This window comes from Noviherbaspirillum saxi (genome assembly GCF_003591035.1).
Taxonomy (GTDB): Bacteria; Pseudomonadota; Gammaproteobacteria; order Burkholderiales; family Burkholderiaceae_D; genus Noviherbaspirillum; species Noviherbaspirillum saxi.
This window is the reverse complement of record NZ_QYUO01000003.1, coordinates 523,680-550,008: the sequence shown is the minus strand read 5'-3', so window position 1 is coordinate 550,008 and position 26,329 is coordinate 523,680. Positions and strand designations below refer to the sequence as shown.

Annotated in this window: 19 protein-coding genes; 11 read left to right on the top strand and 8 right to left on the bottom strand. The window is 58.7% G+C overall.

Annotated elements, in window-relative coordinates:
- Positions 1-3 precede the first annotated feature (3 nt).
- Positions 4-1,371 carry a hypothetical protein gene (locus D3871_RS25675; RefSeq protein ID WP_147376901.1) on the bottom strand — a complete coding sequence of 456 codons (1,368 nt, stop codon included), beginning with the start codon at positions 1,369-1,371 and terminating at the stop codon, positions 4-6.
- A 614-nt stretch (positions 1,372-1,985) separates the two neighbouring features.
- Here D3871_RS25675 and D3871_RS25670 point away from each other — a divergent pair.
- Together D3871_RS25670 and D3871_RS25665 are read left to right on the top strand one after the other, a co-directional pair.
- Positions 1,986-4,841 carry a caspase family protein gene (locus tag D3871_RS25670; RefSeq protein ID WP_119771931.1) on the top strand — a complete coding sequence of 952 codons (2,856 nt, stop codon included), beginning with the start codon at positions 1,986-1,988 and terminating at the stop codon, positions 4,839-4,841.
- Between the two features lie 35 nt (positions 4,842-4,876).
- A complete protein-coding gene (locus D3871_RS25665; protein WP_119771930.1) occupies positions 4,877-6,715 on the top strand; it encodes a gluzincin family metallopeptidase in 1,839 nt (612 codons plus the stop codon).
- A gap of 59 nt (positions 6,716-6,774) precedes the next feature.
- Here the strand turns inward: D3871_RS25665 and D3871_RS25660 are convergent, their stop codons facing one another.
- On the bottom strand, positions 6,775-7,191 hold the full coding sequence (locus D3871_RS25660) for a DUF3597 domain-containing protein (RefSeq protein ID WP_119771929.1): 417 nt from the start codon (positions 7,189-7,191) through the stop codon (positions 6,775-6,777).
- A 237-nt stretch (positions 7,192-7,428) separates the two neighbouring features.
- Here D3871_RS25660 and D3871_RS25655 point away from each other — a divergent pair, with 237 nt between their 5' ends.
- From D3871_RS25655 to D3871_RS25645, 3 genes are all read left to right on the top strand, one after another.
- Entirely contained in the window at positions 7,429-7,986 is a 558-nt protein-coding gene (locus tag D3871_RS25655; protein WP_119771928.1) for a sugar O-acetyltransferase, read from the top strand.
- A 154-nt stretch (positions 7,987-8,140) separates the two neighbouring features.
- Positions 8,141-10,465, top strand: a complete 2,325-nt coding sequence (locus D3871_RS25650; protein ID WP_147376900.1) for a PAS domain-containing hybrid sensor histidine kinase/response regulator — start codon at positions 8,141-8,143, stop codon at positions 10,463-10,465.
- A gap of 51 nt (positions 10,466-10,516) precedes the next feature.
- Positions 10,517-11,431, top strand: coding sequence for a LysR substrate-binding domain-containing protein (locus D3871_RS25645; RefSeq protein WP_119772782.1), 915 nt, complete (start codon positions 10,517-10,519; stop codon positions 11,429-11,431).
- A gap of 91 nt (positions 11,432-11,522) precedes the next feature.
- On the opposite strand, the gene D3871_RS25640 is transcribed toward D3871_RS25645, so the two are convergent.
- Positions 11,523-11,984: a universal stress protein gene (locus D3871_RS25640; RefSeq protein ID WP_119771926.1), complete on the bottom strand. Its 462-nt coding sequence runs from the start codon at positions 11,982-11,984 to the stop codon at positions 11,523-11,525.
- A gap of 498 nt (positions 11,985-12,482) precedes the next feature.
- Between D3871_RS25640 and D3871_RS25635 the strand changes: the two genes are divergently transcribed.
- On the top strand, positions 12,483-12,926 hold the full coding sequence (locus D3871_RS25635; RefSeq protein WP_199724984.1) for a hypothetical protein: 444 nt from the start codon (positions 12,483-12,485) through the stop codon (positions 12,924-12,926).
- A gap of 180 nt (positions 12,927-13,106) precedes the next feature.
- Here the strand turns inward: D3871_RS25635 and D3871_RS25630 are convergent, their stop codons facing one another.
- The gene (locus D3871_RS25630) at positions 13,107-13,715 is read right to left on the bottom strand and encodes a superoxide dismutase family protein (protein ID WP_119771925.1); all 609 of its coding nucleotides are present in this window, start codon (positions 13,713-13,715) and stop codon (positions 13,107-13,109) included.
- 521 nt (positions 13,716-14,236) lie between these two features.
- Between D3871_RS25630 and D3871_RS25625 the strand changes: the two genes are divergently transcribed.
- The 4 genes from D3871_RS25625 to D3871_RS25610 all read left to right on the top strand — a co-directional run bounded on the left by D3871_RS25625 (position 14,237) and on the right by D3871_RS25610 (position 17,981).
- A complete protein-coding gene (locus tag D3871_RS25625; RefSeq protein ID WP_119771924.1) occupies positions 14,237-15,190 on the top strand; it encodes a hydroxymethylglutaryl-CoA lyase in 954 nt (317 codons plus the stop codon).
- On the top strand, positions 15,187-16,395 hold the full coding sequence (locus D3871_RS25620) for a CaiB/BaiF CoA transferase family protein (RefSeq protein WP_119771923.1): 1,209 nt from the start codon (positions 15,187-15,189) through the stop codon (positions 16,393-16,395). The genes D3871_RS25625 and D3871_RS25620 overlap by 4 nt, the downstream gene beginning before the upstream one ends.
- A 20-nt stretch (positions 16,396-16,415) precedes the next feature.
- Positions 16,416-16,940, top strand: coding sequence for a gamma carbonic anhydrase family protein (locus D3871_RS25615; protein WP_119771922.1), 525 nt, complete (start codon positions 16,416-16,418; stop codon positions 16,938-16,940).
- 63 nt (positions 16,941-17,003) lie between these two features.
- Positions 17,004-17,981: a Bug family tripartite tricarboxylate transporter substrate binding protein gene (locus D3871_RS25610; RefSeq protein WP_119771921.1), complete on the top strand. Its 978-nt coding sequence runs from the start codon at positions 17,004-17,006 to the stop codon at positions 17,979-17,981.
- A 199-nt stretch (positions 17,982-18,180) separates the two neighbouring features.
- On the opposite strand, the gene D3871_RS25605 is transcribed toward D3871_RS25610, so the two are convergent.
- Positions 18,181-18,837 carry an NAD(P)-dependent oxidoreductase gene (locus tag D3871_RS25605; protein ID WP_119771920.1) on the bottom strand — a complete coding sequence of 219 codons (657 nt, stop codon included), beginning with the start codon at positions 18,835-18,837 and terminating at the stop codon, positions 18,181-18,183.
- Between the two features lie 153 nt (positions 18,838-18,990).
- On the opposite strand from D3871_RS25605, the gene D3871_RS25600 reads away from it, so the two are divergent.
- Positions 18,991-19,959 (top strand): AraC family transcriptional regulator, encoded by a 969-nt coding sequence (locus D3871_RS25600; RefSeq protein WP_119771919.1) that lies wholly within the window; start codon positions 18,991-18,993, stop codon positions 19,957-19,959.
- Positions 19,960-20,092: 133 nt separating this feature from the next.
- Here the strand turns inward: D3871_RS25600 and D3871_RS25595 are convergent, their stop codons facing one another.
- From D3871_RS25595 to D3871_RS25585, 3 genes are read right to left on the bottom strand one after another with little or no spacing between them, the layout of a single operon-like run.
- Positions 20,093-21,358, bottom strand: a complete 1,266-nt coding sequence (locus tag D3871_RS25595) for a tetratricopeptide repeat protein (protein ID WP_119771918.1) — start codon at positions 21,356-21,358, stop codon at positions 20,093-20,095.
- On the bottom strand, positions 21,358-23,568 hold the full coding sequence (locus D3871_RS25590) for an EAL domain-containing response regulator (RefSeq protein WP_119771917.1): 2,211 nt from the start codon (positions 23,566-23,568) through the stop codon (positions 21,358-21,360). The genes D3871_RS25595 and D3871_RS25590 overlap by 1 nt, the downstream gene beginning before the upstream one ends.
- A complete protein-coding gene (locus D3871_RS25585) occupies positions 23,565-25,703 on the bottom strand; it encodes an HDOD domain-containing protein (RefSeq protein WP_119771916.1) in 2,139 nt (712 codons plus the stop codon). Before D3871_RS25585 ends, D3871_RS25590 begins: the two co-directional genes overlap by 4 nt.
- Positions 25,704-26,329: the final 626 nt, after the last annotated feature.

The following is a 26,329-nucleotide window of genomic DNA, read 5'->3' as shown; positions in this document are numbered from 1 at the left end:
TATTTAACGCGGCGTACGCGGCGGATAGTTACCATGCCGTTTCTTTGGGCCATTGCCCGGCTTACGCGGCTTCCGGGGAGTTGGCCGGCCGGCATCAATCGATCCCGGTTTGTCCAGCCAAGCATCCAGCTGTTCCCGAACGCGCTCCATGCCGCCGGTCAGACGCAGATAGCGGTTTCTGAAAATACGCCTCAGGATTTCATCGGTTTTTGCGGGCACGTCCTCGCGCAAGCCGATGATGCGCTGACATTGACGCAGTGAATTGGCATGCGGCACATCGTCCACTGCGACCGCAGTCAATAGCAACTGCGGATACATCTGCTGCAATTCGTCAAAATCATGCGCATTCGCGCCGACCACGCCCACCGTGGGCTTGAAGCTGCTATTGGCCGATGGCGGCAGCTTGGGATCGAACAGCGGCTGGACTTCGCTCTCTGCAACGCCGGTGTCGTCTTCATCGGTTGAAGCTGCGTGGTGCATCGGCCTGACGTCCGCCGGCATCTGTGAAGGCGGCTGGCCCGATCCGGCCTGCGCCACGGCTTGCTGTACGAGGGCCGATAAAGTGCCCGGGCTCTTCGACTGTGCCAGCGCATCGACCAGGGCGCGAGCGAGTTCCTGGCATACCATGGCGACGAAAGGACGGGCGATTTCAACCAGATTGGCGCCTGACGCCGGCTCAACGCGTTCTTCGTTACGATGTGCTCCGCGCGGCGCAACGGCTGGTCTGGTGTTGTTCTGCCTGACCGGCGAGGTTGCAGCGTGCGGCTTTGCCATGGCAGCCGCACTTGGGCCGGTGTCACGCGTGGCCGGATGTTCTTCGTTAACTTTCCCGGACATGCCGGTCTCGCTGCCGGAACCGGATTCGTGCGCATGCGATGTATCCAGGATGTCATCGGCGTTGCCTGAAGGCTGGACCGAGGCAGGTTGCGCTGCTGCCGAGTGCACAGTTGCGGGCTGGGAATGCGTCGAATGGGAAGGTATATCGTTCATTGCAATGGCGCTTTCGCCGGCGATATCCTCCTCGCTGTCGGATCCGGATCGGGCAGTGGGCGGGACGGGCTGTGTAAAAAGCTGTTCCTGCGTTCCGGCATGTGCCGGCGGCTCCGACGTTGTTTCCGACAGGATGTTTTTGAGCTTTTGACGTATCGCCTGAAAACCCTGCGAAATCGAGATTAACTTGCGATGCCGGTGCTCCGGCAAGGCCGTTTCCTGCGCGGTAAAGACATCCTTCGCCTTAACTTCTTCCAGATGTTCGGATGCGAGAAGCGCCGAGCCCATGGTCGAATGGAGCTGCCTTGCGATCGCCGTCCATTCCTCATCGGTCCATTTAATAACCGCCACCGCAACAGACTTTTCAGCTTTGTTGGTCATGTAAAAATAATAATTGTATAAAGTGTGAAGCCGCATCAAGGAAATCGTTTCCTTTAATGCCCAAAGTGATTTTGGATAGCCTGTCTCAAGGGATAATGAGCCGGGCAATATGGATCTGATTGCCGACAACGCATGAAGCGTAACAGATAATCCGGAAAATGTACTAGTGTCCGTTCTAATAAGCGTAAGACTGCTTAATGGTGGAATTGATTCACCAAAGAGCCATTAAAAAATTAAATCCTCGCGCAGCTGCCATCCGTGAATGCCTGATCCAGCCGCACATCCTGCGACAGAAAAGACGAATTTGTGGAGCCATGACAATGTTTGGAACGACTGCTGCATAACTTGTCTTTTTCCTGCGCAAGGTCGGCTCATGCTCCGACGGCGCGATCCGTCTTTACTTTTACAAAACTCTTTGCAGGCAATGCGGTTTGACATATCGCACGGCATCCCCCTATCACCATATTTATGGGATAGAGATTCGTCTGCGTGGAATCTAGCCTTTATGAACGGCTCGGTGACACGCCCCTCCTCGTGACGTCGCCCGAACCGTATCGTGATGCCTTCTGCCATTGCCGGAAGTATCGCGGCCTTGCGCCCGCGCGAAAGGAGAAATGATGATTGGCCACGTACAGCAAATCGATATCGAGCAGCTCAGACTATTACTGCGCCGAGGCTGGACAAGGCGCATCAACGCAATCCATCTTCATCACACCTGGCGACCCAGCCAATCGCACTGGGCCGGCGCCGCAACCATGCACGCCATCGATCGATTCCATGGCGACGTTCTCGGCTGGCAAGCTGCGCCCGCGCATTTGTATCTCGGACCGGATGGTTCGATCTGGACCGCGCGCAATCTCGACTGCCCTCCCGCGAGCGTAGCCGGACACAATGGCGACTTGCAGGACGGGCCGATGGCAGTCGCGCTGGTAGGCGATTTCGACCATGGTCGTGATACCTTGTGCGGCAAGCAGGAAGCCGTCTTGCATCAAGTCCTCGCGGAAATCTGCACGGGGTTTCTGCTTGGTGCAGAAACTATCAGGTTCCCTAGCGAGATGATATCGGGCCGGTCGTCGCCGGGATCTGGCCTGAATGCGGAGCTTCTCAGAAGCAAAATCAGGGGACGCTTGCAGGCGCAAGATGCACCGGCCGGTCGATCGCCTTCCAGTCATGCGCGTGCCTATGCTTCGCACTTCGGCATGCCGCAGGACGGCACTGGCTGGATACCGATGCAGAATGCTGAGCCGCCTAACGATCTGCGTCAGGCGTCCTATGCATGGACCGGAGGTGCAACCGGCGGCCGCGATGCCCGTGAAGGTTTTACTCCGGGCGACATGGAAGTTTTTCGCCGCCATGTCGTCAACCTCCAGGGCGGGCATCTCTCATCGGGGGGCTGGTACCAGACCTCGGAACACGACCTGGACCGCCTGATCGCCGATCTGGATGCATGGGCACTGACAGTGGGCGCGACGCCCCGTATTGCCCTGATTGCCCATGGCGGCCTGGTGGACGAGCCGGTAGGCCTGAGCATGTGTCTGAGGGATTACCAGTGGTGGCTGGGCAACGGCGTCTATCCTGTTTTTTTCGTATGGGAGACCGGATTTATTGAAGTGCTGCTGCAGGGTTCGAGGCGCGAACTCGCATTGCAGCGACGCGAGTTTTTTACCGATCCGTTTCTTGAAGCAACGCTTGGCCCGACTATCGGGCGACCGACCTGGGACGGCATCAAGGCGAGTGCCTTCATGGCTTCGCTGCCGGCAGGCGCAACGGGCCAGGCGGGCGGGGCGGCGCTGATGGCGCACAAGCTGGTCCGGTGGATCCGGCATTTCAAGGACAGGCAACACAAGCAGGTAGAAGTGCATGCGATTGGGCATAGCGCGGGCGCGATCTTTCACTGTCATTTGTTGACCCTGCTGGCACAGCTCCATGCGGAAGCCGTGAATGATCAGGCAGCGGCGCCGGCGATCAAAACCGTCAACCTGCTGGCGCCGGCCGCACGCATCGACTTGTTCAAGGCGACGCTACTGGACCAGGTCGGCAAGAGCATCGGCGAGTTGTCCATGTTTACCATGTATCAACATGAAGAGCTGCGGGACGATGTGATCGGTTTGTATCGCAAGTCACTGTTGTACTTCGTGCGCAATGCCTGCGAGACGCCGCCGTATGCGACACCCATCCTTGGGCTGGAAGAGTCGATCCGCGCCGATCCTCATCTGAACGAATTCTTCGGCATATCCGGTAATGCGCGACAGGCCGAAGTCATCTGGAGTCCGAGCGTGCAGATCTCCGGTCGAAGCGCCAGCCGCGCCTATGCGCACGGAGACTTCGACAATGATGCGCCGACAATGAATTCCGTCATCCGTAGAATTCTTCGTCTGAATGACACGGACGCCATTCCCGTTCCGCATTTGGGCGACGGAGAGCGGGAAATAAAGCGTGCGTCGGCGATGAACATCGCTTCCCTTGCCCCGAAGCCTGTATCGTCGGAGCTTGCGGGCCGGGGCGGACGCGCGCTGTGCATAGGCATCGATTCCTATAGCACGCAGCCGCTCTCGGGCTGCGTCGCCGATGCGCGCGCGTCCGCCGTGGCGCTGGAAGAATGGGGCTTTACTGTTGAATTGCTGCTTGATCGCGACGCGACGAGGGCCGCAATCCTTGCACGCATTGCCGCTTTGCTGGATAGCGCAGGAAGCGGCGACATGGTCGTGATCCAGTATGCCGGCCATGGAACCCAGTTTCCTAATCCGGATGAACCGGATGGCTATAACGAAGTGCTTGTTCCGTATGATTACAACAACGGCGAATTCATTCTCGACGATGAAGTGGGCAGCCTATTGGACCAGTATCGCGATCGCAACCTGGAACTGGTGCTGTTCACCGACTGCTGTCATTGCGGCACCATTACACGCGCGGCGTTTGACAGGCAACAGCCGCAGCGCGATAGAAACAGCCGTTACATGAAAGTGCCCGATAACCTGATGCAGGCATTTCTGGCAAAGTACACCAACGCGGATCAGATCGTTGGCGGCCGCGCCATCCGCAAGATTTCCAGACGGGGCATCGGCACTGTATCCGGCTGGGAGCTTCATTATGCGGCCTGTAACGATCAGCAATCCGCTTATGAGCACGGCGGACGCGGCGACTTTACGGTCGAGCTGGTCAAGGCGCTGGCAGCGGCCCGTCAAAGGCCAAGCAGCTATGCCGAACTGGCCGCCACTATCGCCAGGGCATTCAGCGGCAATGCGCTACAGAGTCCGGGGTTGAACGATCCCGCGCTGAAAAGCGGCAAGCTCTTGTTCAGGCATGGTGTAGCACAGGGCGGCGCATCGATGATGAAGGGCGGAATCGCCTTTCCCGAAAACGGACTGCTTGCCAATCCGGACGACGGCAATATGGCACCGGTAGTGACAGCCTTGCGCGAACTGTCACGACGGCTGGACAGGCTGGATGAAAAAATCGACAGGCTGTAGAGCGCACGACACGGAGCACACAACAAGGAGCGCACATGGCATTGCCTTATACGCTGGGTCCGCGCGTCACGCTTCCGGCTTACATTGCCCCCTATGCAAGCTCGGAAAGCGAACCGGCAACGCGATCGTTATGGATCTATGCGCTGGACCCGGCCACCGTCGGGCTCAGGGAACCTGTCCTGAAAATCGCGGTGCCGTACGAGCGCCTGCTGCCGGGGCCGAGCGGTGCCTTGTTCGCGGTGGCGGGCGGTGCCCTGCATCCGGACCTGGTGCAGGCGATGGACTGGATGCCCAGCCGGGCTGAACGCTATGCTGCGCATCCGCTCGACCTGAATGAACTGTCCATGGCGCTCAACGCCGGACTGCTGCCTTCCACCGGCGATCCGCGTTTCGCGGCGCAGATGACGTATGCGGTTTGTCAGGAAGTCTACGGCGTGTTTCGCAAGGCACTTGGCCGCAATCCGTCCTGGGGACCATGGGCGGCGCAACGCGTTGCGGACCGCAAACCGACTGCGCTCATCCTCAAGCCACAGGCCTTCCGTGATACCAACGCCTATTACGATCCGGTAGCGGGCACGCTGGAGTTCGGATTCTTTCATGCGGAAAAGACATCGTCCCCTTATGTACTGCCCGGCGGACTGGTCTTTACCGCACTTTCGCGCGACATCATTGCGCATGAACTAAGCCACGCCTTGCTGGACGGCATGCGCGCGCAATTCGTCCATGACACCCACATCGATGTTGGCGCATTCCATGAAGGCTTTGCCGATATCATCGCGATGCTGATGCATTTTTCACGCGAAGAACTGGTCGTGCAGGCATTGGAAGAATCGACGCGCGGCTTGAATGTCGACTTGCTGCTCGAAATGGGAAAGCAATTCGGCGAAGCCATCAATGGGGAAATCGGCGGCGCCTTGCGGCGCGCATTGAAACGGGAAGAGAGCCCCGATACCCCGAGCGACAAGCTGGTCAAATATTCCGACCCGCATTGCACCGAATCGCATGATCGCGGCTCGATCCTGGTATCCGCCATTTTCGAAGCCTTCCTGAGCGTATATCAGCGCAAGGCAAAGCCGTTTTTCAAAATTGCCAGGCTTACCGGCGCCGAGACAGGCACACAGATGTCCGCTGAACTGCTTCAGCTGCTGGCAAGCGAAGTCGGCAAACTCGCCGCGCATTTCCTCAGTATCTGCATACGCGCAATCGATTATTGTCCGCCGGTGGATATCCGTTTCGGCGAATACCTGCGAGCCCTGATTACTGCTGACCATGATATCGTCGCCAACGACCGCCTTGGCTACCGCGATGCATTGATCAAGGCGTTCCGCAGACGCGATATTGCACTGGACCATGTTGTCGACCTCAGTGAAGATTCATTGCGCTGGAAAGCGCCGGACCTCGACTTGCCGCCTGTCGATGCCTTACGTTTCAGCCTGCTGCGATTCACGGATACGGGAATCGAACGCGCGAACGCCAGCGAATATGAGCGACGCGCACATGCTCTCGGCCGATACGTTACCGCGTCGCCGGAACGTTTGGCCGTGTTCGGATTACACGAGCCCGGGCAGCGCTACGGTCCTGTCGTGGTCGAGTCGATTCGGCTTGCACACCAAGCCATGTCCGACGGCATGTATCGCAGTCAACTTGTCGCCGAAGTCACACAAGAACGCAATGACGGAAGGCGAAGCTTTATCGGTGGAGCGACTGTTCTAATTGGGAATCAGGGAAACATTCGTTATTTGATAAGGAAGCGCGTCGACGACATGAAGCGGAGACATGAAGAGCAGCTATACGCGGTAGAAAGGGATGCGCAAAAGCTGAACTTCAAGGTTTTGCACAAGAAGCGCAAGATAAAAGCCATCGCGCGGACATGACGGTCGCGGCCGTGGTAAACGACCTCGCTGCCTTTCGCGAAACGGCTCTAACGTTCTGCCTAATCCTTCAAATCCGCCGGCACCCTGCCGCCATTTGCGGCAAGCTTGTTCATCACTTGTTTATGCAGCCAGATATTCATCGTCGCGGAATCGCTCATATCACCGGTGTAATTAAGTTCTTGCGCGAGTTCTTTGCGAGCCGCGAGGCTGTTGTCCAGATCGAGCAGCTTCAACAAATCCACAATTGAACTGCGCCAGTTCAGCTTTTGCGGATTTTTTTGCGCGAGTCCGTTGAGGACCGCTTCCACATCGACTTCGCTCATGGCTGGAGCGGCGGCGGAAGGCGGCACCCCCGGTGCGGCCGCTTGATTTGCCGCAGTGGCTTCCGGAGCTGGCGCAGTATTCGTTGGTGCTTGTGCCGGTGCTGCATGAGAGGACGGAAAGATCTTGCTGAAGATATTGCTAAGGACGCCCATAGTTACTCCCGTTAATGAAAAACAATGAATGAAAACAATGCTTATTTGGAAAAATTGGAGACAGGGTTCTTCTATAAGTTCCTGATATTGATCCGGCTTGAAAGCAAGCGGAAAAGAAGATTGAATACATGTGAATGACCCTATACTTCAGCCCTGCGGGCCGGGGCGCCTAAGCGCAACATTCTGTTGACGCGTGAATGTATATTTTTCCTGCGTCCTCGATCACGCCGTCATGTCATGAAAACCGAAAAGCAAAAAATGATCGCGGGAGAACTTTACGATCCCAACGATGCGCAGCTCGTGGCGGAAAGACTTCGTGCGAGAGACTTGCTTGGAAGATTGAATGCGCTGGCCGACGACGATGTGGAAACGCGGACCAGGCTGATCAGCGAACTCGTAGCAGCCAAAACCGATGCCTTTATCCAGCCGCCGTTTTTCTGCGATTATGGGACCAATATCGCCCTGGGAAAGAAGGTTTTCATGAACTTCAATTGCGTCATTCTCGACGTGGCGCCGGTGCATATTGGGGACTTCGTATTGTTTGGGCCGGCTGTGCAGATATATACCGCAACCCATCCCGAAAATGCGGCCGAGCGGCGCCAAGGCCTGGAAGGCGGCAAACCCGTTGTCATCGGGGCCGATGTCTGGATCGGCGGCGGCGCCATTCTTTGCCCTGGCGTGACTGTCGGCGCAAGATCCATCATTGGGGCTGGCAGCGTCGTAACCAGGGATCTCCCCGAAGATGTCGTCGCCGTCGGCAACCCCTGCCGCGTGATTCGTTTCCTGAAAATATGAACATGCTGCAGGCGTGATGACAGTCGCAAAGTGGGTGTAGGCCAAGCAAATTGCCCGTCCGGGCACAAACCACTCCAGGTACGGCGCGACCAGGTAGCCCAAATCGGTACGCCTTATAATCTGGCAACAAGTCACATTGGCTAGGGAAAGAGACGTGCACTCAACTAACGATTCCTTAAAGGATAAGGCTGGCGACGCGACTACTATTCTGGAAAGCATCACAGATGCGTCTTGCTTCGTAGACAAGAACTGGGAATTCACCTATGTGAATCGCCAAGCAAAGGCCTATCACAAAGCTGCAAGTGAACAAGTCGGCACTACAGTCATTTCGTATTATCCTGACCATGACCGCTGGTATGAAGCTCATGCTTATCCTGCAACGGTCGGTATTTCCATCTACTTCCGCAATGTAACCGAGCGTGTCCGGGCGGAACCCTACCGCGATTCGCAGACAGGTGAAATCAGGCGCTGGTTCGGCACGTCCACCGATGTGCATGATCTCAAGGTGGCCGAAAGCGCTTTGAAGAAAAGCGAAGAAAAATACCGTAGCCTTTTTGAATCGATCGATGAAGGCTTCTGTGTCATTGAAATGCTGTACGACCAGGACGAACAAGCCTGCGATTACCGGTTCTGTGAAGTCAACCCCATGTTCGAACAACAGACCGGCCTGCGGAACTCGATAGGAAAAACCATCCGCGAGCTCGCGCCGCTCCATGAAACCCATTGGATCGAGATCTACGGCAAGGTGGCAAAGACCGGTGAGCCTGTTCGCTTCAAGAGCGAGGCAAAGGCGCTTGACCGGTGGTTCGACGTTTACGCGTTTCGCCTCGATGCTGCAGACAGCAAACAGGTCGGCGTTCTTTTCAAGGATATTTCCGAGCAAAGAAGAGCGGACGAAGAATTACTCCACAGCCGGCATCAGGCACTTGCGGCCGCGCGTGAAGCCGAAGCCGAACGGCATCGCCTGAACGCAGTACTGGAAGCAGTACCGGTAGGGATCGTAGTGAGCGATGCAAGTGGCGCAATCCGGCTCGCCAATGCAAGCAACCGGCGCTTGTGGGGCGAACGACATCCGATCAGTGAGCACATAGAAGACTTCAGCGCATGGAAAGGCTGGTGGGCGGACGGATCGGCAAGGACAGGTCTGCCCCTTCAGCCGTCGGAATGGACGACCGCCCGTATCTTGCGCGGCGAGGAAGCGCTCGAAGACATAATAGAAATCGAATCGTTTGACGCACCGCCCGTACGCCGGATCGTGTTCAATACGGGGGCGCCCATCAAGGATGATGATGGACGGGTCGTCGGTGCGGTGGTCGCGCAAATGGATATCACCAACCGGGTGAGGGCTGAAGAAGCACTAAGACAGGCCGATCGCAGAAATGATGAATTTCGTGCAATGCTGGCCCATGAACTGCGGAATCTGCTGGCGCCCATTTCCACCGCCGCCGATCTGTTGACCCTGAGTCAGCCCAGCGCAGAACGGCTGAAGCAGACCAGCGCCACCATCTCGCGTCAGGTCGCGCACATGATTGGCCTGGTGGACGACTTGGTCGACGTATCGCGTGTCACACGCGGGCTCGTGTCGCTGGAAAAAGCGAAGCTGGATGCAAAACACATCGTCTCCGACGCGGTCGAGCAGGTGCGGCCGTTGATCGAATCCAGGAGACACAGGCTGACCGTTCGTACGCCGCCCGAATCGACGTTTGTCCTGGGCGATAAGAAACGTCTGGTGCAAGTGATGAGCAATCTGTTGAACAACGCCGCAAAGTACACACCTGCAGGCGGCGACATCGTCTTGAATATGGACGTATACGACGATCAGGTATGGATCAGTGTCACCGACAATGGCATCGGTATGTCGCCCGATGTGAAGGAGCGGGCGTTTGAACTGTTCGCACAGGCTGAGCGAACACCCGATCGCGCGCAAGGCGGTCTGGGAATCGGGCTGGCATTGGTAAAAAGCCTGATCGATTTGCACGGCGGTAGCGTTACCGCCCATAGCGAAGGCATGGGAACAGGCAGCACGTTCACGGTAAGGCTGCCGCACCTGGATGAAGGAACCGGCAGCGCCGCGATTGAGCAACCTGCACAGCCAGAAGCCACGCCGCGCAGGGTTTTGAAAGTCATGGTTGTCGATGACAATGCCGATGCCGCGGATATGCTCGCAATGTTTGTCGAGGCCGTCGGCCATCAGGCGTGCGTCGAGCACAGCGCGCACAAAGCGCTGGAGCGGGCGCGAATGGAAAATCCCGATGTCTGCCTGCTCGATATCGGCATGCCCGATATGGATGGCAACGAACTGGCACGCCGCCTGCGCATCCAGCCGGAAAATGTCGGAACAATCCTGGTCGCCGTTACCGGCTACGGTCAGGATCGGCATCAGCATAGCAGCCAGGGAGCGGGATTCGACCACTATTTCGTCAAACCTGTCGATATCGCCAAACTCGTGAGCCTGTTGAATGACATCGGCAATGCCTAGTCCATGCATGCAGAAAGCGATGCCAAATTCATCCGATTACAAGGAAGCGTCATGAAACCCGCCAAAAAACGATTGTGGCAGGTCGACTTCATCACCCTGCGTCTTTTTGTCGCCGTGTGCGAAGAAGCCAGCATCGCGCATGCTGCCGAGCGCGAGGCTATCGTGGCGTCCGCGGTCAGCAAACGCATCACCGATATAGAAGACGTCATCGGCACGCCGCTGCTGCTGAGACATCGTTCCGGCGTCACGCCTACACCGGCGGGCGAAGCCTTGCTGCAGCACGCACGCCTGTTGTTGCGCGGTGCCGAAAAAATGCAGGCGGAACTGAGCGAGTATGCCAGCGGCGTTCGCGGCCATATCCATATCTATGCCAGCGTCTCGGCCGTTGTCGAATTCCTGCCGGACGACATCAGCGCCTTCCTCGCGCAGCACGACAATATCAAGGTCGACATGGAGGAGCGCGTCAGCAATCAGGTGATCCGCGCGGTCGAGGAAAACAGCGCAGCCATCGGCGTCTGCTGGGACTTTGCCGATACCCGCGGACTGCAGGTCATTCCCTACAAGACCGATCATCTGACCGCGGTAGTCCATCCCGATCATCCATTGGCCAAACGCGAGTCGGTGTCATTCGAGGAAACGCTGCAATACGACCATGTCGGACAACAGCCTGAAAGCCTGATGAACCTGTTCCTGCGCCGTGTCGCGGCCGATACCGGTAAAACGGTATTCAACCGTATCCATGTCGCGACCTTTGAAGCGGCATGTCGCATCGTTCGCGCCAATCTCGCCATGAGCATCATTCCGGCCGAAGCGATCGCGCCATACCAGACCGCATTGGACTTGCGGGTCATTCCCCTGACCGATCCATGGGCGCACCGGCGCTTTGTCATTTGCATGCGCGATTACGAAGCATTGCCGATGCCGACGCGCTTGTTTGTCGACTTCATTGGCAAGGTTGCGCAATAGACCAGGCATAGGACCAGGCATAGGACCAGGCATAGCCCGACCAAGGCAGGCTCATGTCACTGGCCGGCGACGGAGTGATCCGGGCTGGCAGCTACGCCGCTTCTGCCCGTTCAGGCGCGATCATCAGCGTGCAATGCACTTTTCCCAGCAGCAAGGCATCGGTCGAGCCACGCCACCAGCGCTGCACCCATGACCTGTGGCGCGGATGCCCGACGATGACGAGATCGGCGCCGAGTTTGGCGGCCATATTGCTGATGATGTCCGCCGGCTCTCCTGTCTCAAGGAAAATATCTGTATTGAGGCCGGCTTCCTGCAGCATCCTGCAACCCTCGGCAAGCTCCCTCTCCATTTTTGCCTGCTCTTCCTGCATCATTTCCTGTGTACTGTAAGCGGCTCTTGCGCCGTATTCACCGTCCACCAGCGGATCGTGCGGGTGAATCACGGCAAGCAGATGGACTTGTGTAGAAGATGGGGGAGTGAGCCGAATGCATTCATGCAATGCCGAACGGCTTTCAGGGGTTCCGTTGTACGCCACCAGAATAGAGCGGTACATATTGCCTCCGTAAATGAGACTGCACCTGACAGATGCGAAAACAAGACGTACGCTCGTTAAATTTACCGGACGCCGCCATTTGTTCAAACAGCTGGTAAATTTAGTATAGGTGGTGTGGAACAATGTGCGAGAGGAATATAAAAGTTAAAGCGTGTGCGGCACACGATAAAACGTATGGCTTTCCTGTGATTCCATCCCGACGGTATGACCCTGGGCCAAGGTATTTGTCTCGTAGGAAACGTCTGCGCTTGCGCCAATTGCATGCGCAGTGGGTCTGATCCACGCCATTGAATCCTGTTTTCTTCAACCAGATGCCGCCATAGAGTGGCGTTGGCGACAGTGACAATCATCCGGGAAATCGCAGCATCGACGTCATGCTTCATCTGCAGCAATCGCGGGCAGCCATCTCCGAAACATCTTCTTACAGCTGCTTTGTGGTTTAGCTGTTAAGTTCTGAGCCGAAAAGAAAATTTCGTCATATGAACATGGAGAAACGCCGTGAAAAAGGTAGGCGCGCTTTTATTGCCGACATTGCTACTCGCTTTGCCACTCATTGCCATGGCAGATTCTTGGGACGATGAAAGCGGCCAAGGAAAAGGCCGAGGGCATGAGCGTCGCGAATACAAGGAAGAGTATTGGGACGGGAACTGCAAGGTCAAGCGCAAACAGGACAAGAACGGCGAGTACGAGGAAGAGCGGAAATGCCGGCCTCTGCGCAGCGGATATCACGCGGAACGCAGAGAGTACCAAGAGGAATATCGGGACGGGGACTGCAAAGTAAAACGCAAGCAAGCCAAGAATGGCGAATATGAAGAGGAACGTAAATGTAAGGGATCTCGACACGGTGGTTTGCAACAGGCCCCGATCTATATGCCAGCGTCTCCTGCTATCGTTGTGGAGCCTGGCATTACCGTGCATGGGACCGTGAGGATTCCGCATTAAAACAGCGCATAGGTGATTAAAACCGGCGTGATGCATATCTTTGAATGATGGCGTAAGCGTTCGGCTGGCCTAACGGTGAGGCTCTTTAATGTCCGGTAAGGAGAGGGAAACGATCGTTCAATCGAGCTACTGGCATGCGGATCCCCACCCTAACCGGTCATATAACTTTCTCCAAAGCGCTTATCTTTCCACCACCTTTTCTACCACTCCACACGCGATCCTGTCTCCAGCATCACCCGTCGCCAGTGTCGTCGCGTCCGGCGCGGCGACATACCGATTCGGGATATTTGCGTAGTTGTCCGGGTTCGCATGGATGATGATCGTACTGCCATCCGCATCGAAGAGATCGGCGACCGCGAAGCGATCCGTATCGAGCTTCGCATTCGCCGTACCGTCGGTATTCACCAGCAAAACGGGCAGGTCACCGGTGTGACTTTTATGACTATGTCCATCCCGATCGAAGTGACCACCGGCCGAGATGAAAGGCGGGACGCATTCGCCGACTGCATGCACATGGAACCCGTGGAAGCCTGGGGGGAGGTCATGGACGTGTACCTGGACAACTACATTACCGTCCCCTTGCTGAGCAAGCCTCGCTTTTCCCACCTGGTTGCCGGCTCTGTCATGAAGCTTCACTTCCGCGCCAAGATCGGTCGCCCTTGCAGGCGCAATCAGCACCGCCAGCGACACGATCAGTATCAACGTCGTACCCAACCGTGTCCGAACGTCTCGACCTTCAGCGGTTAACTCACGGCTGTTAGCCAGATGCTTGATGACAGTAGTGCTCATTTGTATTCTCCTCAATGATGGTGTTCGCAAGAACGTCCTTGCTGATGCATAAAGGCTGCAAAGGTTGTGCCACTTAATCAAGGATCTAAGATTTTTAAAAAATCGGTATGTTATGTACATGCGGAGGGCCTTGGATGCGGTTTTTGTGGACGAGTCGCAACTTACAGTTGGGTTTCAACCATCGGAATCTGCCTCGTTGTCCGCTCATTTGGAACGATTGGCAGGAGCAATGATTGCAATCCAGCGCTCAGCTAGACGCACGTCGGGAAGGGAATGAGGATTACTCCATCGGGATCGCCGGCGCAGGTAAATGCGTTTTGCCGCATTCATATTGCGTATTGCCTACGGATTCCGTTGATTAAGATTCTTCCGCATCTCTATCCATCTCCTGCCATCGTCATCCGCGATGGATAGCGTTCCGAAATACCGCTTTTTAAGATGTTGTTTGATCGCTATTCTCCCTCTCGAGCCAATGTAAACAACGCGATTTTTATCAGCGTGTGCAACCAGGAAAGAGTCTGATGATGCAGAAAAGACATGCGACGGTGCAGGAAGTGGGAATGCGGGACGGCTTGCAAAGCGTGTCCGGCATCATGCCCACGCACGACAAGAAGCGCTGGATCGACGCGGCCTATGTTGCCGGCGTGCGTTATATGGAAGTGGCCTCTTATGTGCCCGCCAAGCTGCTGCCGCAAATGGCCGATGCGGATGAAGTGGTCGCGCATGCACTGACCTATGGCGACCTGACGGTGACCGCGCTGGTTCCTAATTTGAAGGGTGCGGAAAAGGCACTGGCCGCCGGTGTTCATCGCATCGTCGCGCCGATCTCGGTGAGCGTTGCGCACAGCATGGCAAACGTCAGAAAAACACCGGCCGACATGGTCGAAGAATTTCGCCGCATCCGCGAACTGCGCGACGACATGGACAAGGTTGGACGCACCAAACTGATCGCCGGTCTGTCCACCGTATTCGGCTGCACGCTGCAGGGTGAGGTGCCGCTTGAAGATGTACAGGATATCGTCTTGCGCGTACTCGATGCCGGCAGCGACATCGTCGCCTTGGCCGACACGACCGGACATGCTACGCCCGGCCAGGTCGACCGTTTCTTCGATGCCTTGATTCCACAGGCACAGGGAAAACTTACGATCGCGCATTTCCATGACACGCGCGGCATGGCGCTGCCGAACACCATGATCGCCTTGCAGCATGGGATTCATGAATTCGATGCATCGCTGGCCGGTCTCGGCGGATGCCCGCACGCGCCGGGAGCGACCGGCAATGTCGCCACGGAAGATTTGGTGTTCATGCTCGAAAGCCTGGGCTATCACACCGGAATCGATGTGCAGCAGCTGCTCGATGCACGCTCGATCATCCAGCAGGCGCTTCCGCAGGCAGTGATGTATGGCTCTTTGGCACACGCCGGACTGCCCAAAGCTTATTCCAAGCAATCGAACATCGAAAAGGCTGTTGTATGACTAAAGAATTGAAAAGCGATCAGAACGCCCGTTTGCCGCTGAGCGGCATCCGTGTCGTCGAGGTATCGCATATGGTGATGGGCCCGACCTGCGGGATGATTCTGGGAGATCTCGGCGCCGAAGTCATCAAGGTCGAGCCGCCCAAGGGCGATGGAACACGCCGCCTGCTCGGCGCAGGCGCGGGTTTCTTCCGCACCTTCAACCGCAACAAGAAAAGCGTGGCGCTCGATACCGAGACTGAAGAAGGGCGCGACGCGCTGCGCAAGCTGGCGGCGACCGCCGACGTGTTTGTCGAAAATTTCAAGCCCGGCCGCATGAAGGATCTCGGCCTGGATTATGCGACGCTCAGCAAGCTCAATCCGCGCCTGATCTATGTGTCGCACAAGGGTTTCCTGAGCGGCCCTTACGAAAACCGCCTGGCGCTTGATGAAGTCGTGCAGATGATGGCCGGCCTGGCCTACATGACCGGTCCGGTCGGCCGCCCGCTGCGCGCGGGCAGCTCGGTCAACGACATCATGGGCGGCATGTTCGGCGCGATCGGCGTGCTTGCCGCGCTCAACGAGCGCTGGACCACCGGTGCCGGCAAGGAAGTCCAAAGCGCCCTGTTTGAAAACTGCGTGCTGCTCTCTGCCCAGCATATGCAGCAGTATGTCGTTACCGGCGAAGCCGCCGCGCCCATGCCGGAACGCATCAGCGCCTGGTCAGTGTATGACGTGTTTGAAATGGCGAACCAGGAACAACTCTTCATCGCCGCGACTGGCGACGGCCAGTGGCGCGCCCTGTGCGAACTGATCGGCAGGCCGGACCTGCTGACTGACCCCAAGCTCGCAACCAACAATCAGCGCGTCGTCGTGCGCCCGTGGCTGCTGTCGACGCTGCGCGAGACCCTGCAACATATCGATGCCAAGACGCTCGCGGCGCAACTGGAAGCACGCAATGTTCCTTTCGCTTCCATCGTCCGTCCGGAGCAGCTGTTCGACGATCCGCACCTGAAAGCCAGCGGCGGCTTGACCAGGCTCACGCTCGATGACGGCTCGCAAACCGATATGCCGCTGCTGCCGATCTCACTGAACGGCGAACGCCTGAAACCGCGTCGCGCCATTCCAAAGATCGGCGAGGACACGCGCGACGTGCTGCTTGCACTTGGCTACAGCGACGAACAGATCGCAGCGCTGCAGGCAGCGCCTGCCACGGCAGCGGTGTAACACAGTCAAAGGAGAGCAGCGTGGCGATATACAAGATCGGAAACCAGACGCCGGAGATTCATGTCTCGGCATTCGTGGCCGAGACAGCGACCGTCATCGGCGATGTCGGGCTACAGGAAAACACCAGCGTGTGGCCATCGGCCGTACTGCGCGGCGACAATGAGCCCATCTCGATCGGCCGTGGAAGCAATGTACAGGAAGGCGCGGTATTGCACGCCGACCCGGGCTTCCCTCTGACGGTGGAAAGCAATGTGACGATCGGGCACCAGGCGATGCTGCACGGCTGTACCGTGAAGGAAGGATCGCTGATCGGGATCCAGGCCGTGATCCTGAATGGCGCAGTGATCGGAAAGAATTGCCTGGTTGCGGCCGGGGCGGTCATCACCGAAGGAAAAGAATTCCCGGACAATTCGCTGATATTGGGATCGCCGGCCAAGGTACTACGCGAACTGAGTGCGGACGCCATCGCGAGCATGCACAAGAACACAGCCGGCTATGTGGAACGCGGCGCCGACTTCAAGGAACGCCTCGTCCGGATTGGCTGAACCTGATTTTACGGAAGGCGGCCCGGCATGTAACGGCCGCCGATATAACCATTGGAGACCAGCATGAATCACGCATCAAACACCCGCCGTGCCGTACTTGCCATCGTTGCGCTGGCATTGGCGACACCTTTTCTGCCCGCTGCGGCGCAAACCGACAAGCCGGTCCGGATGATTGTCCCGAACGCACCCGGTTCGAGTGTCGACGCGCTCGCGCGGACCGTGGGTAACCCGCTGTCGAAGGCGATCGGCAGTCCTATCGTGATAGAAAACCTGCCGGGCGCCGGCGGCGTGCCCGGCACCGGCCAGCTGGTGCGAGCGCCCAAGGATGGCACGGCGCTGGGCATGGTATCGAATAACCATGTGGTCAACCCGAGCTTGTACAAATCGATGCCCTTCGATTCGATCAAGGACATTACGCCGATCACCATCGTGGCCGGATCGCCGTTTGTACTGGTGGCACATCCATCGGTTCCGGCCAAGGATTTGAAGGAACTCATCGCGCTTGCCAAGGCCAAGCCCGACGACCTGACCTACGGCTCTTCCGGTAACGGCACCATCCTGCATCTTGCCGCAGAAGCGTTGCAGCACGAGGCCGGCATCAAGCTTAAACATATCCCGTACAAGGGCACTGGCCAGATGACGACCGACCTGCTCGGAGGCCAGATCCAGCTCGGCTTTCTGGGCGTGACCGGCGCTGCCCAGCACATCAAGTCGGGTAAGCTGAAGGCGATCGGGGTGTCGACGACGACGCCTTCATCGATTCTGCCGAACGTGTTGCCGCTGTCCCAGCAGGGTGTGCCGAATTACAGCATGCAGGGATGGATCGCGTTGATCGGTCCTGCCGGCATGCCGCCGGCCACCGTGTCCAAGCTGTATTCCGACACCAAGGCTCTGCTGGCCACCAAGGAAGTCCAGGATTCCCTGGCCGCTCAAGGGTTCTCCGCCGTGGGCAGCACGCCTGATGTGACGGCAGGCTTGTTCCAGTCCGAAATGGTGAAATATGCGACGCTGGTCAAACAGTCCGGCATGGCCATCGACTGACATTCTGATAGCGGACCAGACGGTCCGCTGGTTCTTTAAGGCTGACCGACATGCAGCGCCATGGCAGTGCCAGTGCTCTTGCGGGTACTGGGAATTGACTGAGACTCCCGAAGTAGCAAACACTTTCGGAAAGCGCCGCTTAAAAACGGTGCTTTCCGCGCAATGCCGGCATAAGTATCAGCATCCCAAAGCGACGGCATTACTGTCCTGACAGCGCAACCGACCGGTGCAGGTAAGCCGAGGTATCAATGGCGTTTGCCAGAAAACTTCCGACTTGCTTGCGCGACACTTTCATGGCATTAACTTCGCCCTCCGGCGATGCGAGCGGATATCCGTCTTCAAGGGTATCGGTCAAATTGACGGGTTGGGCAATAACCCAGTCCAGCCTGCTATTGCGTACTAGCCGCTCTTGTTCTTCAGTATCCGCAATTTGCGGGGCAAGCAGCAGCTTGAATATCAACCGGTACAACAGCGGCAATTTTGCACGCGACTCGCCCACACCAAAACTGGTCTGCACTACCAGTTTCCGCAGGCCGTGCCTGTGCATTGCCGTAATGGCATTGGCAGTTCCGGCTGATCGGATATTGATCGGTGTATTCCGGCTTCCGAACAGGCGTACACGCAGCGCGCTTTCGCTGATGCCTAGCGTCACGACGACGGCGTCTTTTCCCTGGACTGCACGATCAACGTCGGCCAAGCTCGAGGCATCGCCGGCTACCATGGCAATCCTGTTGCCTAACTCCTTCAGCTTTTCCGGATGCCTGGAAAACGCGGTCACTTCATGGCCGGCAGACAGCAATGCCTTGACAGCGGCGATCCCCGATCCGCCGGTTGCGCCAATCACTAGTACTTTCATGTCGATCTCCTTTATCGTGCGGTTGAGAGTGAACTTGCATGAGGTCCAGTGTGGCGTATGAAGATAGGACTATCAATGACTGGAAGTCGCGATGTATTGCTCATTCGTCCAGAACCGCTGGACGATAAAAATCTCCAGCCGCTAAAATGAGGAATGATTGACATCCACACTTGGGGCACCACGGATCCGCTTGGCGAAGCGCTGCATTTTCTTCGCATGAGCGGGACTTTCTATAGTCACGCGGAATTAACGGCACCTTGGGGTATTGCACTACCGCCGTTTCCGGATTGCATGATGTTTCATGTCATCATCTCGGGGCGCTGTTGGCTGGAAGTCGAAGGATTGCCGGCGCAGGTGTTACAGCTCGGTGATCTGGCGTTGGTGCCGCATGGAGCAGGGCATCGGCTGACAAGCGATACCGGCGCCGATGCTGTCGAGCTCTTTGATCTGCCGCGCGAAGCCCTCAGTGAGCGTTACGAAATCATCCGTCATGGCGGCACTGGGGCGGCGACCACGCTTGTTTGTGCAGTGGTTCGGTTCGATCATCCGGTTGCACGGCAGCTAATCTCGCTGCTGCCGCCGGCCATTGTGGTCGAGACATCCGGTGTACGGTATAGCGACTGGATGCAGGGCACGCTACGCCTGATGGCATCGGAAGCACGCGATATGCGACCGGGTGGAGAAACCGTGATGACGCGGCTTGCCGATATCCTGGTGATCCAGGCGATACGCTCATGGATCGACCATGACCCGGCGGCGCAGACCGGCTGGCTTGGCGCACTCAAGGACAGGCAGATCGGACGCGCAATCTCGCTGATCCATGGCGATCCTGCACGCGCATGGACGCTGAGCATGCTGGCGAGTGAAGTCGCCATGTCGCGCTCGGCGTTTGCCGCCCGCTTCACCGAACTGGTGGGCATGCCCGCGATGCAATACCTCGCGCGCTGGAGAATAAACCTTGCGCTTGCCTCTCTCAAGGAACGTGATGAGCGGCTCGCGCATATCGCCAGCCGGGTCGGCTACAAATCCGAGGCGGCCTTCAATCGTGCGTTCAAGCGTGTTACCGGGGTGACGCCAGGGGCGATACAAAGGAATTCGGCATTGCTCGCGCCGGGGAAGTAAGTCCGTGCGGGGGGTAACGCATGTCGATGGCTGTGCGCGCCGTCAATCCGTACCAAGTTCTAGCGATATTCGATCGCTACTACCCGCCAGAAAAATGCCTCGCTCACGTCCAGGCGATGGGAACGCCCGCGGGTCATCGATCACGCTGCCTTTTGTGCCGCGGCATCCATTCGGCCACCGCACTCTTTGCAGCAGCGAGTTCCTGTCCTGAAAGACGCGTTTCGACGGCACGGCGATGACGGGCCGCCCGCTGCAGTCCGGCGGCTTCGGCGAGGTTAAGCCATTGCCAGGCCTTCACCGGATCGGCCGGCGTGCCCTGTTCATAGGCAAGCATCAGTCCAAGGTTATATTGCGCGCGCGCGATGCCCTGCTCGGCTGCCTTGCCATACCAGTGCAAGGCCATTTCGTCGTTCTTATCGACATCGACGCCGCAGTCGTAGAACATCCCGAGGCGGAACTGGGCTTCCACCACATCCTGGTGCGCGGCGAGCTCATAGAAGCGCAGCGCTTCCCGGGTGTCCCGTTCGACGCCGTCACCTGCGTCCAGGATCTTCGCCACTTGCAACTGGGCTTCCGCATGGCCCCGCTCGGCTGCCTTGCGATACCAGGACATGGCTTCAACCATGTCCTTCGGCAGGTGGCTGCCCCGGGCCAGGATTTGCGCCAGGCTGAGCTGGGCCTTCAGGTGGCCTTGTTCGGCTGCCTTGCGGTACCACCTGGCTGCAACGTCCATGTTCTGGCTGACGCCTTTGCCCGTTTCATACAGGTTCGCCAGGTTGTACTGGGCTGCGGCGTGACCGAGCGCCGCCGCCTTCGCGTACCAGCCGGCGGCTTGCATCTGATTCTGCGGCACGCCTTTGCCGCTGCTGTACAGGATGCCAAGGTTGTTCTGTCCGGCCGCGTCGCCCTGCGCCGCGGCCCGGGCGAACAAGTCGATCGCCTTGCGGTAGTCGCGGGGCGCCTCGACGCCATTCGCGTAGACCAGGCCGAGGTTGTTCTGCGCGCCGGCGTGGCCGCCGCTCGCCGCTTTCTCAAACCAGTCGATGGCCTCTCGTTTCTCTTCGGCGTTCGCGCCTTTCCGGCCATACAGCAGCAGGCCAAGGTTGTACTGGGCCTTGGCGTGTCCTTGACCCGCGGACTTGCGGTACCAGGCGATCGCCTTGTCGATGTCCTGCTTAATGCCGTGAATGCCCTGGCTCGTCGCATGGCGCGCACCGAGATGGAACTGCGCCTCGGCGTGGCCCTGCGTGGCAGCTTTCTCCAGCCATGCGATGCCCTGTTGCTCGTCGCGCGGCACGCCGCGCCCGATCAGGTACATGAGCGCGAGCGCAAACTGCGCTTCCGGCGTGCCGCTCTGCGCCGAAGCCTCGACCCGGTCAGCTGTCGCCGCGGTTTCCATCAACCCGCTCCTAGCCTGGGCGTGGACGCCTGCACATGCAGCAGTTCACTGAACCGTTCCAGCCGAAGCGGCTTGTGGTACAGGAAGCCCTGCATGATCCTGCACCCGGCCTGTTCGAGATAGCGCGCCTGCAACTCCGATTCCACGCCCTCCGCAATCAGATCGAGTTTCAGACCCCGCGCAATGGCAATGACGGCGAGCACGACAGGGAAATGGCCGTCGGCATGGCCGATCTCGCGGATGAAGGCTTGGTCGATCTTAAGCGTGTTGACGGGGAAGCGTTGCAGATAGGCCAGCGAGGAATAGCCGGTGCCGAAATCGTCGATCGCGATGCGCACACCGAAGCTGCTCAGCTTTTTCAGATGCTTGATGGCGGTTTCAGGATCGCGGATGCATATGTTTTCGGTGATCTCGACTTCCAGTTGCGTCGCCGGTATCCGGTACGCTTCGAGCGCGCTCGTCAATGTCCGGAAGAAGTTGTCCCGCATGAGGCAGGTCGGCGACAGATTGATCGACACCCGCACGGCCTCCTTGCCTTCATCGCGCAGGCGCCGGAGGTCGCGGCACACGCTGTCCACCATCCAGTCGCTGAACGGCACCATCAAGCCGACTTCCTCGGCCAGCGGCAGGAATTCGCCCGCTGGAAGCACGCCGCGCTGGGGATGATTCCAGCGCATGACGGCCTCGGCGCCGACCACTGCGCCGGTCCTGGCATCGATCTGCGGCTGGTAATACATTTCGAGTTCGCCGGCCTTGAAGCCGCGCCGCAGGTCCTGCTCCAGCAGGACCTTATCATGCGCGGCGTCGAGCAGTGAACGGTCGTAGAAGCTGAACCCGTTCTTTCCTTCTCCTTTAACCTTGTACATCGCCATGTCCGCGTGGCGAATCAGGTCGTCGATCTTGTCGCCGTCCTCGGGGAACACCGCGATGCCGATGCTGGCGGAGATATGGAGCGTCGTGTCATCGAGAATGAACGGCGCTGCCAGCACCTGCAGGAATTTTTGCGCGACCACGGAGGCGGACGAGCGTTCGCGCAACTCCGGCATGAGCACCACGAATTCGTCGCCGCCGATGCGCGCCAGGGTATCGCCCTTGCGAATGCAGCTCTTCAGGCGCACGGCGACTTGCCGCAGGAGTTCGTCCCCCTTCAGATGGCCGAGCGAATCGTTCACCGTCTTGAAGCGGTCGAGGTCGACGAACATCAGAGCAAGTTCCTCTTCCTTGCGCCGGGTCTGGACGATGGCCAGCTCCAGCCGGTCGCGAAACAGCGCCCGGTTCGGGAGGTCCGTGAGGATGTCGTGGTAAGCCTGGTAGGCGATGACCTCTTCGGTGCGGCGCTTTTCGGTGACGTCGCGCGCGATGCCGTAAGTGCCGGTGTACTCGACCGTGCCTTGTTTGCCGTTGTTCAGGTACATGCCGATGGAGTTGAACGAGATGGTGCGCAGCGAGGTTTCGAAAGTACGTGCCTTCATCGGGTCCGCGCATTTCAGCCGCAGTTCCACGTTGCGCGTGGCGCGCTCCCCGACCCGGCGTTCGTTGAAGACGTAACGTGCGCGCTCGAGGTCGTCGTCGTGCACGATGGCGGTATACGAGGCGCCTATCAATTCGTTGCGGTCGAAGCCGAGCAGTTCGGTCACACGGCGGTTGACGTACGTGAAGCGGCCTTCGGGGTCGAGGGTATAGATGATGTCGGGAGAGCTGTCGATGAGGAAGCGGTACAGCTTTTCCGAGCATTCGAGCCGCCAGGCGAAGTCGCGGTTTTCCGCAGCCAGCCTGCGGCGCTCAAGCGCGTTGCCGACGAGGCTGAGCAGTTCATCGTGCCGGTAGGGCTTGCGCAGGTAGCCGTAGGCGCGCCGGTTGATGGCGCCGATCGCCGCCTCGATCCCGCTGTCCCCGCTCAGCACGATGACATCGGTGTCGATGCCGCGCTCGTTGATGAAGTCCATGACGTCGTGACCGCTCACGCCGGGCATGCGCAGGTCGAGCAGCACGAGGTCGAAATGCCGGCGTGCGAGCATGGTGATCGCCTCGTGCCCGCCGCCGACGGTGGTCAGTTCGTAGCCGTTGCCGTCGAGCAGGGCGGCCAGGCTGGACAGGAGACGCGGTTCGTCGTCCACCAGCAGCAAGCGCGGTGCGACGGGTGCGATGGCCGGCGTGTCATTCCGGCCGGTGAAATCGGGAACGAAGATCGGTGCTTTCTGTAGGTTCATCCGCGTTCTCCAGGTTCGGGCTGGGCATGAAAGGGCGCATGGCGCAGGAGAATGTCGAACACCGTGCCGGCATTGCTGCTGCGGCAGCTGATCTGCCCGCCCGCCTTGGTCACCAGGTCGTGCACGATGGACAGGCCGAGGCCACGGTTGGGGCCGTCTTTCGCACTGGCTATCGGCGAGAACAGCCGGGGCATCAAGGTGTCCGGAATGCCGGGACCGGTGTCGATCACGCTGACGGCGATCCAGTGCCGGCCGTCACGCGGAACCAGTCCGGCGTTGCGCAAATCGATCCGTCCGCCGTTGGCCATCGCTTCATTGGCATTCTTCACCAGGTTGATCAGGATCTGGTTGAAGACGCGCGAATCGATGGCGGCGCGGACCGGTTCGCGCGAGGCGTGATGCGCGATGCGTACCTCCGGATGCAACGAACCGCTCTCGGAAAACATGCGGGCGGCGTGCGCGAGTGCGCCATTGACGTCGGCACTGTCGTCCGGCCGCGCCTGGTGCTCCTGGGCGAAGTCATTGACGATTTGTGCCACCCTGTCAACCTCTTCGGTCACGACCGATAAATCGTCGCCGAACGCTTGCTTGTTGTCGGCCTTGCGATCCAACAACGCGAGATAGTTTTTGATAATCGACAGCGGGTTGTTGACTTCATGCGCGACACGCCGCGCGGCAAGCTGGAATTCACTGGCGAGGGCCGCATCCGGAAAGCCCGCTTTATCGTTATGTTGCACCGTCTGGCCGAGGATGGCGCCGGACTGGCGGCCGAAGTCGCCGAGCAGGTGCTGTCGGTTCCGCAAGAGCTGCGCCTGCCCCGCGCTCATCGCGCCGAGCAAGACCACCGGCTCTTCCGCCGAGGGGGAAAGGCGCAGCGCAACGAGTGCATTCGTCTTGAAAAAGCGGAGCAGCTGATCCTCGACCACCGAAGCCACGCGCGGGGGAATATGGAAAGCCGCGATACCGTGCAGCGCCGCCATGCCGGCAATGTTGCCTTCGTCCAGCGGCAGCGACAATCCGGACAGGCGCATCCGGCCGTCTTCCAGCGCAGCGGGCGTGAGGATGTCGCTGCCGGCCGATCCGGACAGCACGATTGCGTCGGAGAAGCCGAACAGGACGACCGACGACTTCACGATGGCGCGGGTGCACGCGTTCGCGTCGTGGAACTTGCGGAGTTCCTCCGCCGTTTTCGACACGAGGATGAGATCGCGCACCTTTTCATTGAGCCGGTCACCGCCGAGGATCGCTGTTGCCGCTAGGCCGGTGCGCCGGGCCAGCAATGCGGGGCGCGTCTCCTTCGCCACTTCGATGCCCAGCGAGGCCGCCAGATGCGCGATCTGCTCCGCAAGCGTCTGTGCGTGCTCGCGCGCCTCCTCCTGCGAGAAGCCGGCCATGCGCGCCACCGCGGGCGGGATCCCGTCCGCGCTGCCGGCGTGCGTCGCGAAGGCATCGGCAAGGGCGGTCAGGCGCACCAAGGGATGCGATGTCTGCAAGCGTTCCAGCGGTTCGTGGTGATACCGGATGCTGTCGGCGAGGAAGGAGTCCAGTGCCAATCCTTCGATGAGCAGTGCGCCCGCCTCAGGGTGCGTGATTTCCAGCGTGCGTTCTTCCGTCGCACACAGTGCGTCGTCGTCTTCCGCATGGAAGTTGGCCGCGTACTCGTCCGGTGCGGCGGTGACCAGCGCCAGCCGGCCGATATCGTGGAGCAGTCCGGCGAGATAGGCTTCTTCGACCTGCGCATAGCCGAGCTTGTCGGCGATGGCACGCGCAGAAATCGCGGTTGCAATGGCATGCGCCCAGAAGGGCCGAAGGTCAATGCCGCGCGTGGCCGCAAAGCCGTTGAAGGTCTGGTAGACCGATTCGGTGAGGAGTAGGGTGCGCACCATGTCGATGCCGATGGCCGTCAGTGCCTGCTCGAGATTCGCCGGCACCGGACCGCGGCGATAGACGGGGCTGGCCGCGACGCGCAGCACTTTCATGGCGAGTGCCGCATCCCTGGAAAGGAGTTCGGCAAGCGCCGCCATGCCGCCCTCCTCCGACTCGCAATGGCTGATCAGCTGCACCAGCACTTGCGGTAACGCAGGCAGGCTTGCAGCCATCAGGCGATGCTGGATGTCGGGAACCGAAGTCTCCATAATTTGCGCTTAATCTGGACGCATGGTGATGAAAAAATAACAACGCGGATCCGGCTTCTAAATCAAGGACATAGGCTTGCTTCTTGAGAAGGTACTTCAGGAAGCGGTTTATCATAACATCAATATTGTTTCCAAGTTGCAAATGCGGACGGAAGAATCGGCATTCAGATCACCCGTGCGGAATTATCAGATATCGCGATTATCGATATAGGACTGCCAGAAATGAACGGTGACGAGGTTGCTCATGAGCGTCGCGCATTCGCGCAAACCGTGGCCATGGGCTTGATCGCCCTGACCGGCTACTACCAATCCCACTTTATCCGGTCTTGAACTCGGATGTCAGGCTGGTCCATCTCCGCGTGCATAGCGAACGAATGGCGCCGGGGATGTGTGTGAATTGATTCCAGCCTCGGCAACAGGCGTCGACGATTTGCGCGTAGCTGTCGTAGCACCGATTGGCCAAGCGTCGGTCGCGCAGTGGTTGCCAGACTTGCTGCGCTGGATTGAGTACAGGCGATCCAATGGGCAGCAGGTCGACATTGTATTTCTGCAATTTCGCAATGTTTCCTGAGCCAACATGATCGGCTGGCGTCGCACATCAATGCAACGCCAGTTGGCATCATCGA

Bases quoted from the DNA above. Each gene is read 5' to 3' on its own strand.
- D3871_RS25675 (WP_147376901.1), bottom strand. From the start codon at position 1,371: ATGACCAACAAAGCTGAAAAGTCTGTTGCGGTGGCGGTTATTAAATGG.
- D3871_RS25670 (WP_119771931.1), top strand. From the start codon at position 1,986: ATGATGATTGGCCACGTACAGCAAATCGATATCGAGCAGCTCAGACTA.
- D3871_RS25665 (WP_119771930.1), top strand. From the start codon at position 4,877: ATGGCATTGCCTTATACGCTGGGTCCGCGCGTCACGCTTCCGGCTTAC.
- D3871_RS25660 (WP_119771929.1), bottom strand. From the start codon at position 7,191: ATGGGCGTCCTTAGCAATATCTTCAGCAAGATCTTTCCGTCCTCTCAT.
- D3871_RS25655 (WP_119771928.1), top strand. From the start codon at position 7,429: ATGAAAACCGAAAAGCAAAAAATGATCGCGGGAGAACTTTACGATCCC.
- D3871_RS25645 (WP_119772782.1), top strand. From the start codon at position 10,517: ATGAAACCCGCCAAAAAACGATTGTGGCAGGTCGACTTCATCACCCTG.
- D3871_RS25640 (WP_119771926.1), bottom strand. From the start codon at position 11,984: ATGTACCGCTCTATTCTGGTGGCGTACAACGGAACCCCTGAAAGCCGT.
- D3871_RS25630 (WP_119771925.1), bottom strand. From the start codon at position 13,715: ATGAGCACTACTGTCATCAAGCATCTGGCTAACAGCCGTGAGTTAACC.
- D3871_RS25625 (WP_119771924.1), top strand. From the start codon at position 14,237: ATGATGCAGAAAAGACATGCGACGGTGCAGGAAGTGGGAATGCGGGAC.
- D3871_RS25620 (WP_119771923.1), top strand. From the start codon at position 15,187: ATGACTAAAGAATTGAAAAGCGATCAGAACGCCCGTTTGCCGCTGAGC.
- D3871_RS25610 (WP_119771921.1), top strand. From the start codon at position 17,004: ATGAATCACGCATCAAACACCCGCCGTGCCGTACTTGCCATCGTTGCG.
- D3871_RS25605 (WP_119771920.1), bottom strand. From the start codon at position 18,837: ATGAAAGTACTAGTGATTGGCGCAACCGGCGGATCGGGGATCGCCGCT.
- D3871_RS25600 (WP_119771919.1), top strand. From the start codon at position 18,991: ATGATTGACATCCACACTTGGGGCACCACGGATCCGCTTGGCGAAGCG.
- D3871_RS25595 (WP_119771918.1), bottom strand. From the start codon at position 21,358: ATGGAAACCGCGGCGACAGCTGACCGGGTCGAGGCTTCGGCGCAGAGC.
- D3871_RS25590 (WP_119771917.1), bottom strand. From the start codon at position 23,568: ATGAACCTACAGAAAGCACCGATCTTCGTTCCCGATTTCACCGGCCGG.
- D3871_RS25585 (WP_119771916.1), bottom strand. From the start codon at position 25,703: ATGGAGACTTCGGTTCCCGACATCCAGCATCGCCTGATGGCTGCAAGC.